The sequence below is a fragment of the Erwinia sp. AC075 genome (genome assembly GCF_979253995.1).
In genome coordinates, this window is sequence record NZ_CEEDEU010000001.1 from 4,310,593 (window position 1) to 4,326,974 (window position 16,382).

Below are 16,382 nucleotides of genomic sequence, written 5' to 3' on the forward strand. Positions count from 1 at the left end.
GGAAAATCACATGTCAGGTTATCAACATAAGAAAGGTGTCATTCGCGACAATGCGATTGAAGCGTTACTGCACGATCCATTATTCAAAGTTCGGATAGAAGTGAATCACAAAGGCAAAGGAAGCTTCCGGCGTAAAGACAAACACGCGAAGAAGGGTAACTGGGAGGCCAGTGGTAAAGACAGCTTTACCACTGGCCTTCTGCTTTCAGGGCAAAAAAAAACCGCCAGGAGCGGTTTTTTTACAGCCAACGCCAGAATTATGGCTGGCCATTCTGCTGCTTGAGCAGATCGCGAATTTCCGTTAACAGCGTCTCTTCTGCACTTGGTTTCGCCGCTGGTTTTTCCACTTCTTTTTTCTGATACAACTTGTTCATTACCTTGATCGCCATAAAGATTGCGAAGGCAACGATCACAAAATCAAATACCGTCTGAAGGAAAATACCGTATTGCATCACAACCGCTGGGGTTTCGCCTTCTGCAGGCTTCAATATCCAGCTGAACGATTTGAAATCTACACCACCAATCAGTAACCCTAGCGGTGGCATAATGATATTCGCCACCAGAGAAGAAACGATCTTACCAAATGCTGCACCGATAATGACACCGACCGCCAGGTCGACAACATTGCCGCGCATAGCAAAATCGCGAAACTCTTTGAATAAACTCATTGTTATCTCCTTTCCTGTGCCAATTGTTAAGTCTAACAAACGATTGGTTTTTTTCCATGGTGGTGAGTGAATAAATGAATTATCACCGGAATAAAGCAGCCGGCAGTAAAGTCCACCGGCGCGAAACTACAGGAAGAACGGACTCGGCTGGAAGAGGCGTTCAACATCGGGCACAAACTTCTTGTCAGTAAGGAACATGATGACGTGATCGCCTTGCTCAATACGCAAATTATCATTGGCGATCATGACATCATTACCCCGCACAACGGCCCCGATGATGGTGCCTGGAGGAAGTTTGATATCATTAATCAGTCTGCCCACGACGCGCGACGTGGTTTCATCACCATGAGCGATGGCTTCAATGGCTTCTGCAACACCGCGGCGTAATGACGAAACCCCGACAATATCAGCCTTACGGACATGCCCCAGCAATGCGGAAATAGTTGCCTGCTGTGGTGAGATGGCAATATCTATCACGCTGCCCTGCACCAGATCGACATAGGCTTTACGCTGGATGAGCACCATTACTTTTTTCGCGCCCATCCGTTTGGCGAGCATAGCCGACATAATGTTGGCTTCGTCATCATTGGTGATGGCAATGAACAGATCTATTTGATCGATGTGTTCTTCTTCAAGCAGTTCTTGATCGGAAGCATCACCATAAAACACGATGGTGTTTTGCAGCTGCTCTGCCAACTCTGCTGCACGTTGCTGATCGCGTTCGATCAGTTTAACGCTGTAATCTTTTTCCAGCCGCTGGGCGAGTCCAAAGCCAATATTACCGCCGCCGACGATCATAATGCGCTTGTACGGTTTTTCCAGACGCTGGTATTCGCTCATCACCGCCCGGATATTTTGGCTGGCAGCAATAAAGAAGACTTCATCACCGGCTTCTACAATCGTCGATCCTTGCGGACGGATGGGACGATCCTGACGGAAGATAGCTGCTACGCGTGTATCAATATGCGGCATATGTTCGCGCATGACGGCAAGCGCATTGCCGACCAACGGGCCGCCATAATACGCCTTCACAACCGCGAGACTCACTTTGCCTTCTGCAAAATTCACTACCTGCAATGCCCCTGGGTACTCGATCAACCGGTAGATGTTATCGATCACTAACTGCTCTGGCGAAATCAAATGATCGATTGGGATCGCTTCCGGGACAAACAGTTTTTCCGCATCCCTGATGTAGTCCGGAGCACGAATACGGGCAATACGGTTGGGGGTGTTAAACAGCGAGTAGGCGATCTGACAGGCGATCATATTCGTTTCATCCGAATTGGTCACCGCAACCAGCATATCGGCATCTTCGGCGCCCGCTTCACGTAATACGCGAGGATGTGAACCGTGCCCCTGTACGACACGCAGGTCGAATTTATCCTGCAACTGACGCAGACGATTCGAATCAGTATCTACGACGGTAATGTCGTTGTTTTCACCAACCAGGTTTTCGGCGAGTGTGCCACCGACCTGACCGGCGCCAAGAATGATTATTTTCATTTTGCTTTAGTCTGATTCGTTGGGATTCAACCTGGCCGGGAATTTGTCACCGGCCGGCGCAGTTATCGTTTTAGTAATTTTGCATAGAAGAAGCCGTCGCCATCCTGTGGAGCAGGGAAGACCTGCAGACCCGGATGGTTGGCATCGCCTGTATCAGACAGCATGGCATCTTCATGGCGTTCAAGGAAAGCGGCAACCTGCAGATGATTCTCTTCCGGCAGGATGGAGCAGGTTGCATACAGCAATGTACCGCCAGGCTTCAGATGCGGCCAGATAGCATCCAGGATCTGCTGCTGCAAAGCAGCAAGCTCAGGGATGTCACGATCGCGGCGTAGCCATTTAATATCAGGATGACGGCGGATAACACCGGTTGCCGAGCAAGGGGCATCTAACAGAATTCGGTCAAACTGTTTGTCGCCACACCATGTTTCTGGAAGGCAACCGTCGCCGACCTTTACCTCTGCCGTCATATTGAGACGCAGCAGATTTTCGTTAATCCTGGCCAGACGTTGCTCATCAATATCAACCGCCAGCACAGTTGCCTGTGGCGCTGCTTCAAGAATATGAGTTGTTTTGCCGCCCGGAGCGGCGCAAAGGTCGAGAATAGATTCGCCATTTTGCGGATCCAACAGCGCCACGCATCCTTGTGCAGAAGCATCCTGAACCGTCACCCAGCCCTGATCAAATCCCGGCAGCTGTGACACCGGGCAAGGCGTCTCCAGTCGTAAAGCATCTGCATGCAGTGGGTGCGGCTCGGCTTCTTTGCCTGCTTCCTGTAACAGCTTCAGCCAGGCATCCCGGCTATGGTGTTGGCGATTAACACGCAGCCACATTGGCGGCCGCTGATTATTGGCCTCAACAATGGCTTCCCAGTTATTCGGCCACGCACGCTTCAGTCTTTCCAGCAGCCATTTCGGATGCAGGTATTTCTGGTCACCTACATTCATCTGCTGCACCAACTCGTCCTGCTTACGCTGGAATTGACGCAATACACCGTTAATCAATCCCTTAAACTGCTGTCGTTTCAGGGAGATTGCACCTTCAACCGTTTCTGCCAACGCGGCATGAGCGGGAATACGGGTGAAGATCAGCTGATAAAGGCCAACCATCACCAGGAAGTGAATAGTACGTTGTTTGCCCGTCATCGGGCGTTCCATCAGCTGGCCAATAATCCATTCCAGTTGAGGAAGGGTACGCAACACGCCATAGCAAAGCTCTTGCAGCAGCGCCGCGTCTTTCTCAGCCACGGATTTCTGCGCAGCAGGCAGCACGTTACTGAGCGACTGGCCTTGCTCGACCACTTTTTCGATAGTCTGGGCAGCAATGCTGCGCAAATTGGTATTTTTTTTCATAGGGATCGCAAGTCAAAATCAGCCCGGCTGTAAACCGGGCGAGGCATCAGGCAAGAATGTTGCCCGGCGTGAACCACTCTCGGCGGGAGTTCAGCAGATCCTGCGCTTTCATCGGCTTTTTGCCGGCAGGTTGCAGTTCTTCAATGTTCAGGACACCGTCAGCGGTAGCAACCTGAATGCCGTTTTTATCGGCCTGAACGATCTTGCCGGGGTGTTGATCTGAGTGAGGCAATACGGTCGCTTTCCAGACTTTTACTGGCTGGTCATCGACAGTGAAATAGCTAACAGGCCACGGGTTGAAGGCACGGATGCAGCGTTCCAGCTGGGTAGCCGAAAGGCTCCAGTCCAGCTTAGCTTCTTCCTTGCTTAGCTTCTCAGCATAGCTGACCTGCGCTTCATCCTGTACTTCAGGCTTCGCAGTGCCGTCAGCCAGTTGCGATAAGGTGACCAACATACCTTCAGGGCCCAGTTCAGCCAGCTTGCTGTAAAGCGTGGCGCTGGTATCTTCAGGCCCGATTGGGCAAGCAAGCTTATACAACATATCGCCCGTATCCAGCCCGACGTCCATTTGCATAATCGTCACGCCGGTTTCGCTATCTCCCGCCCACAGTGAGCGTTGGATTGGCGCAGCGCCACGCCATTTCGGCAGCAGCGACCCGTGCACGTTGATACAACCCAGACGTGGCATCGCCAACACCGGCGCTGGCAGGATCAAGCCATAGGCGACGACCACCATCACATCAGCGCGTAAATCGGCAACCAGCTGCTGGTTTTCCTCCGGTCGGAGGGATTTTGGTTGGAACACCGGGAGATTGTGTTGCTCGGCCAGCTGCTTAACCGGGCTGGCGGTGAGTTTATTTCCACGGCCTGCCGGACGGTCTGGCTGCGTAAAAACGCCAACAACGTTATGCCCAGAAGACAACAGCGCGTCTAAATGACGCGCTGCAAAGTCTGGAGTGCCGGCAAAGATAATATTCAGGGCTTCAGACACGCTTTTCCCTTATTCAGGCTCGTTTTGATCGCGAGCAGTCTGGCGATAAAGTTTTTCCAGCTTCTGGCGGATACGCTGGCGCTTCATCGGCGACAGGTAGTCAATAAACAGTTTACCGACCAGATGATCCATTTCGTGTTGAATACAGATAGCCAGTAAACCATCTGCTTCCAGCTCATAGCTGTTTCCTTCACGATCCAGCGCGCGGATTTTGACTTTTTCAGCGCGGGGAACCAGCGCACGCTGTTCAGGAATGGAGAGGCAACCCTCTTCAATTCCCGTTTCGCCGCTTTTTTCCAGCATTTCCGGGTTAATAAGCACAAGACGTTCTTCGCGATTTTCAGAAACGTCAATCACGATAATGCGCTGATGGATATCGACCTGAGTGGCCGCCAACCCAATACCTTCTTCGGCATACATCGTTTCAAACATATCATCGACGATGCGCTGAATATCGGCATTCACTTCTTTAACGGGTTTCGCAACGATGCGCAGGCGCTCGTCAGGAAAATGTAATACCTGCAAAACTGACATAACTTTCCAGATCTGTGTTCAAGGGATTAGATATTTATCTTTCTTATTGTAGACATTTCGGTCGGTGATTGACAGCATTCCCGCTACGTTAGCCTTAGGGACTTTTCAGTATTTACAGGGATGCATCATGACACCAACGGAGATTTGGTTACGTCTTTCCGGCGTTATAGGTATACGCAACCAGCAACGATTAAGGGTTGTGGATTGCTTGCGGCAAACGGCCAGTGTGGCAGAGAAAGATCTCATCCGCGCCGGCTTAAATGACGAACAACGGCAGGCTTTTCTCAACTATGATCCAACGATTGTGGAGGAAACCCTTCTTTGGCTGGAGCAACCTCAGCACCATCTTCTGACATGCGACAATTCTAACTATCCTGAACGTTTGAAAAATATTGCCAGTTATCCGCCGCTGCTTTTCATTGCGGGTGACCCTGACATTTTACTCACGCCGCAAATTGCTATCGTGGGGAGCCGTAGATGTTCACCTTATGGCAGAAATTGGGGTAGCTATTTCGCTCAGACATTGGCGTTGAGTGGTATCACTATCTCCTCTGGGCTGGCATTGGGAATAGATGGGATTGCTCATCGTGCGGCACTGGAGGTTGGAGGGAAAACCCTCGCGGTATTGGGCAGCGGCCTGAACCACCTTTATCCCCGACAGCATATCTCTCTGGCAAAGGAGATTATCGCAAGTGGTGGTGCGGTGATCTCTGAATTCCCATTATCCACTTCGCCGGTTGCGCACAATTTTCCCCGGCGTAATCGCATCATCAGCGGTTTGAGCCTGGGCGTATTAGTGGTGGAGGCGACATTAAAAAGCGGCTCGTTGGTGACCGCGAAGCTGGCTTTAGAGCAAAATCGCGATGTGTATGCTTTGCCTGGCGCCATTGGCAATCCGGGTAGTGAAGGCACTCACTGGTTGATTCAGCAGGGCGCGTTATTAACGGCACATCCCCATTCCATCCTTGAACAGCTGCAAAGTGACCTCCAATGGTTGTCCAATACGTCAAATTCAACAATATATTCACATCAGCAGGGCAATACTCCATTGCCATTTGCTGATGTGTTGGCTAACGTAGGAGATGAGGTTACACCTGTTGACGTCGTCGCTGAACGTGCCGGCCAACCTGTGCCAACCATCGTAGCTAAGCTGCTTGAGTTGGAGTTAGCAGGATGGATCGCAGCTGTACCCGGCGGCTATGTCCGATTGAGGAGGGCAAGCCATGTTCGACGTACTAATGTACTTATTTGAAACGTATATCCACAGCGAGGCAGAAATGCGCGTTGATCAGGATAAATTGACTGATGATTTAACCGATGCCGGTTTTCATCGTGAAGATATTTATAATGCGTTGAACTGGTTGGAAAAGCTCGCAGATTATCAGGAGGGACTTGTCGCTCCGATCCTGCTGGCTACCGATCCGCTGTCTATGCGTATCTACACCGAGGAAGAGAGTCAGCGTTTAGATGCTAACTGTCGGGGCTTTATTTTGTTCCTGGAGCAAATTCAGGTGCTGAATCTTGAAACCCGGGAAATGGTCATCGAACGTATTATGGCCCTCGATACTATCGAGTTTGATCTTGAAGATCTCAAATGGGTGGTGCTGATGGTGCTGTTTAATATCCCAGGATGTGAAAACGCTTATCAACAGATGGAAGAACTTCTTTTCGACGTCAACGAAGGAATAGTGCACTGAAGATCGTCTTCGTGTAAGAAATGTTATGAATAAAACAGCGCTTTTCGCTGTGCGAAAAAATGAACCCTGCCCCCAATGTGGGGCAGAACTGGTTATTCGCTCCGGCAAACACGGCGCTTTTCTCGGCTGTTCGCAGTATCCCGAGTGTGATTACATTCGCCCCCTGAAAAGTCAGGCAGATAGCAACATAGTTAAAGTTCTGGAAGGACAGTTTTGTCCTGAATGTCAGTCGGAACTGGTTTTACGCCAGGGACGATTCGGCATGTTTGTCGGTTGTAGCCGCTACCCGGAATGTGAACATACTGAAGTTATCGATAAGCCCGATGCCACGACGCTTGCCTGCCCTCAGTGCAATCAAGGAAAGCTGGTTCAGCGGCGGTCACGCTATGGCAAAACCTTCCACGCATGCGAACGCTATCCAGATTGCCAGTTTGCGGTGAACTTCACGCCAGTCGAGGGTGAATGTGAGTTTTGTCATTTCCCGCTTTTAATAGAGAAAAAAACGGCTCGCGGTCTTCGGCGTTATTGCGCCAGCAAAGCCTGTGGTAAGCCGGCAACATCAGGAATCAGCAGTGAAGAATGAGTCCGTCCCAGGTTCTGTAGAAGCCTGTATTCACCAACTTCGGCAAAATGCCGTCATTGCCTATCCTACCGAGGCTGTTTTTGGCTTGGGGTGCAATCCCGACAGTGAGTCAGCGGTAATGGCTTTGTTGGCATTAAAGCAGCGGCCTGTGGAGAAAGGGCTGATCCTTATCGCTGCAAATTATGCTCAGCTTCAGCCCTACATCGACGATTTCGCCCTTACTGATGCGCAGAAAGAGAAGATGTTCGCCTCGTGGCCGGGCCCGGTTACCTGGGTGATGCCTTCGCGCACCTCAACACCTCGCTGGCTGACTGGCCGTTTTGATTCTCTGGCAGTCAGAGTCACTGACCATCCTGATGTGCAGCGTCTCTGTTTGGGCTTTGGTAAACCGCTGGTGTCTACCAGCGCGAATTTAACCGGGCTTGAACCCTGCCGTACTGCTGCTGAAGTTCATCAGCAGTTTGGGTCTGACTTCCCGGTCTTTCTGGGAAATACCGGCGGTCGGCTGAATCCGTCAGAGATTCGTGATGTTTTAACCGGCGAACTCATTCGTCAGGGATAACAGGAAATAAGATGCACACCTTTGCCGTTTTCGGAAATCCGATCAATCACAGCAAATCACCGCGTATTCACCAGCTTTTTGCTGAGCAGACCGGCATCTCTCATGTTTATGGTCGCATCTGTGCGCCTGTTGATGAGTTCATTGCTTCCTTATCAGAGTTTATGGCGCAGGGTGGCAAAGGAGCCAACGTTACCTTGCCATTCAAGGAGCAGGCTTACGAGAGAGCCGATGAGTTGACTGAACGTGCTTCTCTGGCCGGTGCCGTCAACACGGTGAAAAAACTGGAGGATGGCCGTCTGTTAGGTGACAACACCGACGGCATTGGTTTGCTGACGGATCTGGAACGACTGAATCTGATCAAACCGGGCGATCGTATTCTGTTAGTGGGGGCTGGAGGTGCCGCTCGTGGCGTGATCCTTCCTTTATTGTCGTTTGGCTGTTCACTGACCATTACCAACCGCACGGTATCTAAAGCGCAGATCCTCGCCGAAGTATTCCAACACGCTGGTGGTATTCAGGCGAAAGCGATGGATCAACTTGATGGTGAACACTTTGATTTGATCATCAATGCCACATCCAGCGGGATTGGTGGGGATATTCCGGCATTGCCATCATCACTGATCACTGAAAAAACCCGTTGTTACGATATGTTCTACCTGGCTACGACGACACCTTTTCTGAACTGGTGCCAGCAGCATGGAGCTGTGGCTATGGCAGATGGTCTGGGAATGCTGGTGGGGCAAGCGGCTCACTCATTCTTTTTATGGCACGGCAAGCTACCCGATATTACTCCGGTCATTGCGGTATTAAAGTCAGAACTCAGCGCGTGAATCAGGCTATCCAGTTTCCCGACAGGGAATGGTGGGACGAGACAGAAAAGGCGGTTTGTTTTCCAGCCCTGGTGAATGGCTTCCTGCTTACCTGTGCGATCAGCGGCGAAACGATGGTTCGCCGCTACGGTAATGAGCTGGCAATAGTGCCGTGTTTCCTTGCCCATCGTTGGGATCTGGAAGATGAAGCGGAAGCCTCTATTAAAGACGCGCAAGAAAACGATCAGGGTTGGGTCTGGCTTTCCTGAGCAAGGTAGTCATCTTTCCAGCCGACATAATTATTCGATGAGTAGAGAAGGCCCGCCACCTCAGCTTCTGTCAGTTTGCGAGCTTGCCTTACCGGACTTCCTAAATAAAGGTAGCCACTCACCAGACGTTTACCCGGAGGGACCAGGCTTCCGGCCCCAATCATCACATCGTCTTCTACTATTACCCCATCCAGCAGAATAGATCCCATTCCTACCAATACCCGATTGCCAATGGTGCAGCCATGCAACATGGCTTTATGGCCAACCGTGACATCTTCCCCGACGATCAGCGGATTGCCTTCAGGGTTATAAGAAGACTTATGGGTAACGTGCAAAACACTGCCGTCCTGAATATTGCTGCGTTTGCCGATCAAGACACGGTTCACATCCCCGCGGATGGCAACCAGTGGCCAGATACTGACATCGTCCTGCAAGTGCACTTCGCCTACCACCACGCTTGAAGCATCGACCATTACGCGCTGGCCGAGCTGCGGGCGGGTGTTTTTAAACGATCTTAGGTTCCCTGACATAACTACCTCTCTGCAATAGGATCCCTGAAGGGTAGTGCGGCAGGGGTTTATCGATCAATAACTGTCGATGATTTTGCGGTAATTTTGTGCGGATCGTCTGAGATCTCGGCGGAAAGCGTGAAAATCCAGCAACCAAATAGAAAGATCGAAAAAAGCCTTGTGCTCTGAAATGGGATCCCTATAATGCGCATCCACTGACACGGAACAACGACTTCACGGTCACCGGGTCAGAGGTTCAGGAAGCTGAATCGCCAGAGAAAAACTTCCCAAAAAGAAGTTGACTCTGAAGGAGGAAAGCGTAATATACGCCACCTCGCAGTAAGGCGCTAAGGCACTTACCGCAACGCTCTTTAACAATTTATCAGACAATCTGTGTGGGCACTCGCAGGATTGATATCAGCGCCGCAAGGCGCAAAAAAATATCAAGCCTTAAGAGTGAACACATAATGAAATTCATTATGACGTTTTACACTTGAGCACCGCTGAACTTGTTTCAGCAAATCGAACTTTTAATTGAAGAGTTTGATCATGGCTCAGATTGAACGCTGGCGGCAGGCCTAACACATGCAAGTCGAACGGTAGCACAGAGAGCTTGCTCTTGGGTGACGAGTGGCGGACGGGTGAGTAATGTCTGGGAAACTGCCTGATGGAGGGGGATAACTACTGGAAACGGTAGCTAATACCGCATAACGTCTTCGGACCAAAGTGGGGGACCTTCGGGCCTCACACCATCGGATGTGCCCAGATGGGATTAGCTAGTAGGTGGGGTAATGGCTCACCTAGGCGACGATCCCTAGCTGGTCTGAGAGGATGACCAGCCACACTGGAACTGAGACACGGTCCAGACTCCTACGGGAGGCAGCAGTGGGGAATATTGCACAATGGGCGCAAGCCTGATGCAGCCATGCCGCGTGTATGAAGAAGGCCTTCGGGTTGTAAAGTACTTTCAGCGGGGAGGAAGGCGATAAGGTTAATAACCTTGTCGATTGACGTTACCCGCAGAAGAAGCACCGGCTAACTCCGTGCCAGCAGCCGCGGTAATACGGAGGGTGCAAGCGTTAATCGGAATTACTGGGCGTAAAGCGCACGCAGGCGGTCTGTCAAGTCAGATGTGAAATCCCCGGGCTTAACCTGGGAACTGCATTTGAAACTGGCAGGCTAGAGTCTTGTAGAGGGGGGTAGAATTCCAGGTGTAGCGGTGAAATGCGTAGAGATCTGGAGGAATACCGGTGGCGAAGGCGGCCCCCTGGACAAAGACTGACGCTCAGGTGCGAAAGCGTGGGGAGCAAACAGGATTAGATACCCTGGTAGTCCACGCCGTAAACGATGTCGACTTGGAGGTTGTGCCCTTGAGGCGTGGCTTCCGGAGCTAACGCGTTAAGTCGACCGCCTGGGGAGTACGGCCGCAAGGTTAAAACTCAAATGAATTGACGGGGGCCCGCACAAGCGGTGGAGCATGTGGTTTAATTCGATGCAACGCGAAGAACCTTACCTGGCCTTGACATCCACGGAATTCGGCAGAGATGCCTTAGTGCCTTCGGGAACCGTGAGACAGGTGCTGCATGGCTGTCGTCAGCTCGTGTTGTGAAATGTTGGGTTAAGTCCCGCAACGAGCGCAACCCTTATCCTTTGTTGCCAGCGAGTAATGTCGGGAACTCAAAGGAGACTGCCGGTGACAAACCGGAGGAAGGTGGGGATGACGTCAAGTCATCATGGCCCTTACGGCCAGGGCTACACACGTGCTACAATGGCGCATACAAAGAGAAGCGAACTCGCGAGAGCAAGCGGACCTCACAAAGTGCGTCGTAGTCCGGATCGGAGTCTGCAACTCGACTCCGTGAAGTCGGAATCGCTAGTAATCGTAGATCAGAATGCTACGGTGAATACGTTCCCGGGCCTTGTACACACCGCCCGTCACACCATGGGAGTGGGTTGCAAAAGAAGTAGGTAGCTTAACCTTCGGGAGGGCGCTTACCACTTTGTGATTCATGACTGGGGTGAAGTCGTAACAAGGTAACCGTAGGGGAACCTGCGGTTGGATCACCTCCTTACCTGAAGATACTTTCCCGCGTAGTGTCCACAACAGATTGTCTGATAGAAAAGTAACGAGCAGAAAAAACCTCTACAGGCTTGTAGCTCAGGTGGTTAGAGCGCACCCCTGATAAGGGTGAGGTCGGTGGTTCAAGTCCACTCAGGCCTACCAAATTTTCACTCATGCTGCGTTATGCGCGCGGTCGTTTACCTCAGGTAAACTTCCCTTCCGCATGCCTTGCCTGAGCAAAAATTACATTTCTCCCAAAGAGTTATGTCCTCAACGTCCTATTCGAAAGAAAAGAACGTAAGTGGTAGTAGATGGTCTCTGCAGTAACTGTATGGGGCTATAGCTCAGCTGGGAGAGCGCCTGCCTTGCACGCAGGAGGTCAGCGGTTCGATCCCGCTTAGCTCCACCATGCAGTTTTCTGACAATACTTCAGAGCGTACCGGCAACGGTGTGCTGCGAAGTATTATGCTCTTTAACAATCCGGAACAAGCTGAAAATTGAAACGACATGTCGTTTTCATTCTCCGTAATAAGAATGAAATCAACGATATGTTCGAGTCTCTCAAATGCTTACAACAGCAATGTGTCTTTCGGGACGCTTGTGGGTTGTGAGGTTAAGTGACTAAGCGTACACGGTGGATGCCTAGGCAGTCAGAGGCGATGAAGGGCGTGCTAATCTGCGATAAGCGTCGGTAAGGTGATATGAACCGTAATAACCGACGATACCCGAATGGGGAAACCCGGTGCACTTTGGTGCATCATTGCAACATGAATACATAGTGTTGCAAGGCGAACCTGGGGAACTGAAACATCTAAGTACCCAGAGGAAAAGAAATCAACCGAGATTCCCCCAGTAGCGGCGAGCGAACGGGGAACAGCCCAGAACCTGAATCAGTTTGTGCATTAGTGGAAGCGTCTGGAAAGTCGCAGGGTACAGGGTGATACTCCCGTACACAAAAATGCACTTACTGTGAGTTCGATGAGTAGGGCGGGACACGTGACATCCTGTCTGAATATGGGGGGACCATCCTCCAAGGCTAAATACTCCTGACTGACCGATAGTGAACCAGTACCGTGAGGGAAAGGCGAAAAGAACCCCGGCGAGGGGAGTGAAACAGAACCTGAAACCGTGTACGTACAAGCAGTGGGAGCACCTTCGTGGTGTGACTGCGTACCTTTTGTATAATGGGTCAGCGACTTATATTCTGTAGCAAGGTTAACCGTATAGGGGAGCCGAAGGGAAACCGAGTCTTAACTGGGCGTTAAGTTGCAGGGTATAGACCCGAAACCCGGTGATCTAGCCATGGGCAGGTTGAAGGTTGGGTAACACTAACTGGAGGACCGAACCGACTAATGTTGAAAAATTAGCGGATGACTTGTGGCTGGGGGTGAAAGGCCAATCAAACCGGGAGATAGCTGGTTCTCCCCGAAAGCTATTTAGGTAGCGCCTCGTGAACTCATCTTCGGGGGTAGAGCACTGTTTCGGCTAGGGGGCCATCCCGGCTTACCAACCCGATGCAAACTGCGAATACCGAAGAATGTTATCACGGGAGACACACGGCGGGTGCTAACGTCCGTCGTGAAGAGGGAAACAACCCAGACCGCCAGCTAAGGTCCCAAAGTCATGGTTAAGTGGGAAACGATGTGGGAAGGCACAGACAGCCAGGATGTTGGCTTAGAAGCAGCCATCATTTAAAGAAAGCGTAATAGCTCACTGGTCGAGTCGGCCTGCGCGGAAGATGTAACGGGGCTAAACCATGCACCGAAGCTGCGGCAGCGACGCTTATGCGTTGTTGGGTAGGGGAGCGTTCTGTAAGCCGTCGAAGGTGGACTGTGAGGTCTGCTGGAGGTATCAGAAGTGCGAATGCTGACATAAGTAACGATAAAGCGGGTGAAAAGCCCGCTCGCCGGAAGACCAAGGGTTCCTGTCCAACGTTAATCGGGGCAGGGTGAGTCGACCCCTAAGGCGAGGCCGAAAGGCGTAGTCGATGGGAAACAGGTTAATATTCCTGTACTCGGTGTTACTGCGAAGGGGGGACGGAGAAGGCTATGTTAGCCGGGCGACGGTTGTCCCGGTTTAAGCATGTAGGCGGAGAGTTTAGGTAAATCCGGACTCTTTTTAACGCTGAGGTGTGATGACGAGGCACTACGGTGCTGAAGTAACAAATGCCCTGCTTCCAGGAAAAGCCTCTAAGCATCAGGTAACACGGAATCGTACCCCAAACCGACACAGGTGGTCAGGTAGAGAATACCAAGGCGCTTGAGAGAACTCGGGTGAAGGAACTAGGCAAAATGGTGCCGTAACTTCGGGAGAAGGCACGCTGGCGCGTAGGTGAAGGGACTTGCTCCCGGAGCTGAAGCCAGTCGAAGATACCAGCTGGCTGCAACTGTTTATTAAAAACACAGCACTGTGCAAACACGAAAGTGGACGTATACGGTGTGACGCCTGCCCGGTGCCGGAAGGTTAATTGATGGGGTTATCCGCAAGGAGAAGCTCTTGATCGAAGCCCCGGTAAACGGCGGCCGTAACTATAACGGTCCTAAGGTAGCGAAATTCCTTGTCGGGTAAGTTCCGACCTGCACGAATGGCGTAATGATGGCCAGGCTGTCTCCACCCGAGACTCAGTGAAATTGAACTCGCTGTGAAGATGCAGTGTACCCGCGGCAAGACGGAAAGACCCCGTGAACCTTTACTATAGCTTGACACTGAATATTGAACCTTGATGTGTAGGATAGGTGGGAGGCTTTGAAGCGTGGACGCCAGTCTGCGTGGAGCCAACCTTGAAATACCACCCTTTAACGTTTGATGTTCTAACCTGGCGCCGTGATCCGGCGTGGGGACAGTGTCTGGTGGGTAGTTTGACTGGGGCGGTCTCCTCCTAAAGAGTAACGGAGGAGCACGAAGGTTAGCTAATCACGGTCGGACATCGTGAGGTTAGTGCAATGGCATAAGCTAGCTTGACTGCGAGAGTGACGGCTCGAGCAGGTGCGAAAGCAGGTCATAGTGATCCGGTGGTTCTGAATGGAAGGGCCATCGCTCAACGGATAAAAGGTACTCCGGGGATAACAGGCTGATACCGCCCAAGAGTTCATATCGACGGCGGTGTTTGGCACCTCGATGTCGGCTCATCACATCCTGGGGCTGAAGTAGGTCCCAAGGGTACGGCTGTTCGCCGTTTAAAGTGGTACGCGAGCTGGGTTTAGAACGTCGTGAGACAGTTCGGTCCCTATCTGCCGTGGGCGCTGGAAGATTGAGAGGGGTTGCTCCTAGTACGAGAGGACCGGAGTGAACGCACCACTGGTGTTCGGGTTGTCATGCCAATGGCATTGCCCGGTAGCTAAGTGCGGAAAAGATAAGCGCTGAAAGCATCTAAGCGCGAAACTTGCCTCGAGATGAATCTTCCCTGGGCCTTTAAGGCCCCTGAAGGGACGTTGAAGACTACGACGTTGATAGGCCGGGTGTGTAAGCGCAGCGATGCGTTGAGCTAACCGGTACTAATGACCCGTGAGGCTTAACCTTACAACACCAGAAGCGTTCTGGTGGTGTCTGAGAGACACGAACAGATATTTTCAGCTTGAACCGGATAAATTTGCGCGGCCCTATGGCGGCGTGAATAACAGAATTTGCCTGGCGGCTTTAGCGCGGTGGTCCCACCTGACCCCATGCCGAACTCAGAAGTGAAACGCCGTAGCGCCGATGGTAGTGTGGGGTCTCCCCATGCGAGAGTAGGGAACTGCCAGGCATCAATTAAGCAGACAAGCCTCATGCGAAAGCATGGGGCTTTTTTGTGTGCGTGAGAAGGCAAAACCCGCCTCAAAACGGCTCCCGGATTCCCCAGGCCCGCCTGATAACGGCCGAAACCCGCCACTAAAATTCCAAACCACCCCAAAAACCAGACAAAAAAAGACGCCGTGCTGCCGCACGACGCCATATTTAATCCAGTTATCACTGGACCCAGAATCGTCTCACGCCCTCAATGCTAATCACCTACCTGATAGGCCATACCCTCACTGCGGGCATAAAAAAGCCCTGCCTGTGGGCAGGGCGTTTAACACAGTTGGCTACTTAACAGTGCTTAACTCAATGAATAACCTGAGAAAGAAACGCGCGGGTACGTTCTGACTTCGGATTGGAGAAGAACTCTTGCGGTGGCGCTTGCTCAACGATCTCACCACGATCCATAAAGATCACCCTGTCAGCCACGGTACGGGCAAAGCCCATCTCGTGCGTGACACACAACATTGTCATACCATCTTCAGCCAGACCAATCATGGTATCCAGCACCTCTTTCACCATCTCTGGATCCAGTGCCGATGTCGGTTCATCAAACAGCATGATTTTCGGTTTCATACACAGCGATCGTGCGATCGCCACGCGCTGCTGCTGCCCACCGGAAAGCTGTCCAGGAAACTTATGGGCGTGCTCTGAAATGCGAACACGTTCCAGATAGTGCATGGCCAGTGCCTCAGCTTCTTTCTTCGGCGTTTTACGCACCCAAAGCGGCGCCAGCGTGCAGTTCTGCAAAACAGTCAGATGCGGGAACAGATTAAAGTGTTGGAATACCATCCCCACTTCTGTCCGCACACGTTCAATATTGCGGAGATCGTCATTGAGATGAATACCATCAACCACAATACGTCCCTGCTGATGCTCTTCGAGATGGTTAATACAACGAATGGTCGTTGATTTACCGGAACCCGAAGGGCCGCAAAGCACGATGCGCTCGCGCGGCTTAACGTGCAGGTTGATATCTTTCAGTACGTGAAACTGGCCGTACCATTTGTTCACGTTTTCGAGCGTAATCATCATCGCGTCGTCGGATTGTTTCATAGGTTGGGTCATT

Annotated in this window: 14 protein-coding genes, 2 tRNA genes and 3 rRNA genes; 12 read left to right on the forward strand and 7 right to left on the reverse strand. The window is 51.5% G+C overall.

Annotated elements, in window-relative coordinates; translation table 11 throughout:
* Positions 1-10: 10 nt before the first annotated feature.
* Positions 11-283: an alternative ribosome-rescue factor A gene (locus tag AC0IXH_RS20235; RefSeq protein ID WP_049789634.1), complete on the forward strand. Its 273-nt coding sequence runs from the start codon at positions 11-13 to the stop codon at positions 281-283.
* Here the strand turns inward: AC0IXH_RS20235 and mscL are convergent.
* From mscL to def, 5 genes are all read right to left on the reverse strand, one after another.
* The gene (gene mscL, locus AC0IXH_RS20240; protein WP_013204113.1) at positions 258-668 is read right to left on the reverse strand and encodes a large-conductance mechanosensitive channel protein MscL; all 411 of its coding nucleotides are present in this window, start codon (positions 666-668) and stop codon (positions 258-260) included. The two genes, AC0IXH_RS20235 and mscL, sit on opposite strands and share 26 nt — an antisense overlap.
* 126 nt (positions 669-794) lie before the next feature.
* Positions 795-2,171 (reverse strand): Trk system potassium transporter TrkA, encoded by a 1,377-nt coding sequence (gene trkA / locus AC0IXH_RS20245; RefSeq protein WP_105760321.1) that lies wholly within the window; start codon positions 2,169-2,171, stop codon positions 795-797.
* 62 nt (positions 2,172-2,233) lie between these two features.
* Complete coding sequence (gene rsmB / locus AC0IXH_RS20250; RefSeq protein WP_471720898.1) at positions 2,234-3,523, reverse strand: 16S rRNA (cytosine(967)-C(5))-methyltransferase RsmB; 1,290 nt, start codon at positions 3,521-3,523, stop codon at positions 2,234-2,236.
* 46 nt (positions 3,524-3,569) lie between these two features.
* Entirely contained in the window at positions 3,570-4,514 is a 945-nt protein-coding gene (gene fmt, locus AC0IXH_RS20255; protein WP_134822883.1) for a methionyl-tRNA formyltransferase, read from the reverse strand.
* A 9-nt stretch (positions 4,515-4,523) separates the two neighbouring features.
* On the reverse strand, positions 4,524-5,048 hold the full coding sequence (gene def, locus AC0IXH_RS20260; RefSeq protein WP_013204109.1) for a peptide deformylase: 525 nt from the start codon (positions 5,046-5,048) through the stop codon (positions 4,524-4,526).
* Positions 5,049-5,175: 127 nt separating this feature from the next.
* Between def and dprA the strand changes: the two genes are divergently transcribed.
* From dprA to AC0IXH_RS20290, 6 genes are read left to right on the forward strand one after another with little or no spacing between them, the layout of a single operon-like run.
* On the forward strand, positions 5,176-6,300 hold the full coding sequence (dprA, locus tag AC0IXH_RS20265; protein ID WP_471720899.1) for a DNA-protecting protein DprA: 1,125 nt from the start codon (positions 5,176-5,178) through the stop codon (positions 6,298-6,300).
* A complete protein-coding gene (smg, locus tag AC0IXH_RS20270; RefSeq protein WP_041692141.1) occupies positions 6,272-6,745 on the forward strand; it encodes a DUF494 family protein Smg in 474 nt (157 codons plus the stop codon). The genes dprA and smg overlap by 29 nt, the downstream gene beginning before the upstream one ends.
* Before the next feature lie 25 nt (positions 6,746-6,770).
* On the forward strand, positions 6,771-7,328 hold the full coding sequence (locus tag AC0IXH_RS20275) for a DNA topoisomerase family protein (RefSeq protein ID WP_471720900.1): 558 nt from the start codon (positions 6,771-6,773) through the stop codon (positions 7,326-7,328).
* Complete coding sequence (tsaC, locus tag AC0IXH_RS20280) at positions 7,318-7,890, forward strand: L-threonylcarbamoyladenylate synthase type 1 TsaC (protein ID WP_346596208.1); 573 nt, start codon at positions 7,318-7,320, stop codon at positions 7,888-7,890. Before AC0IXH_RS20275 ends, tsaC begins: the two co-directional genes overlap by 11 nt.
* Before the next feature lie 11 nt (positions 7,891-7,901).
* Positions 7,902-8,720, forward strand: a complete 819-nt coding sequence (gene aroE, locus AC0IXH_RS20285; RefSeq protein WP_134822880.1) for a shikimate dehydrogenase — start codon at positions 7,902-7,904, stop codon at positions 8,718-8,720.
* A complete protein-coding gene (locus tag AC0IXH_RS20290) occupies positions 8,717-8,968 on the forward strand; it encodes a DUF1488 family protein (RefSeq protein ID WP_041692139.1) in 252 nt (83 codons plus the stop codon). The genes aroE and AC0IXH_RS20290 overlap by 4 nt, the downstream gene beginning before the upstream one ends.
* Here AC0IXH_RS20290 and AC0IXH_RS20295 read toward each other — a convergent pair.
* Entirely contained in the window at positions 8,944-9,498 is a 555-nt protein-coding gene (locus tag AC0IXH_RS20295; protein WP_346568021.1) for a gamma carbonic anhydrase family protein, read from the reverse strand. The genes AC0IXH_RS20290 and AC0IXH_RS20295 overlap by 25 nt on opposite strands.
* A gap of 510 nt (positions 9,499-10,008) precedes the next feature.
* Between AC0IXH_RS20295 and AC0IXH_RS20300 the strand changes: the two genes are divergently transcribed.
* From AC0IXH_RS20300 to rrf, 5 genes are all read left to right on the forward strand, one after another.
* A 16S ribosomal RNA gene (locus AC0IXH_RS20300) occupies positions 10,009-11,549 on the forward strand.
* Positions 11,550-11,624: 75 nt separating this feature from the next.
* Positions 11,625-11,701 (forward strand) — tRNA-Ile (locus AC0IXH_RS20305).
* A gap of 171 nt (positions 11,702-11,872) precedes the next feature.
* Positions 11,873-11,948, forward strand: a tRNA-Ala gene (locus AC0IXH_RS20310).
* Between the two features lie 202 nt (positions 11,949-12,150).
* A 23S ribosomal RNA gene (locus AC0IXH_RS20315) occupies positions 12,151-15,058 on the forward strand.
* 107 nt (positions 15,059-15,165) lie between these two features.
* A 5S ribosomal RNA gene (gene rrf, locus AC0IXH_RS20320) occupies positions 15,166-15,281 on the forward strand.
* Together the 16S, 23S and 5S rRNA genes with 2 tRNA genes alongside form the textbook arrangement of a ribosomal RNA operon.
* 338 nt (positions 15,282-15,619) lie before the next feature.
* Here rrf and AC0IXH_RS20325 read toward each other — a convergent pair.
* The gene (locus AC0IXH_RS20325) at positions 15,620-16,381 is read right to left on the reverse strand and encodes an amino acid ABC transporter ATP-binding protein (RefSeq protein ID WP_471720901.1); all 762 of its coding nucleotides are present in this window, start codon (positions 16,379-16,381) and stop codon (positions 15,620-15,622) included.
* Between the last annotated feature and the right edge of the window lies 1 nt (position 16,382).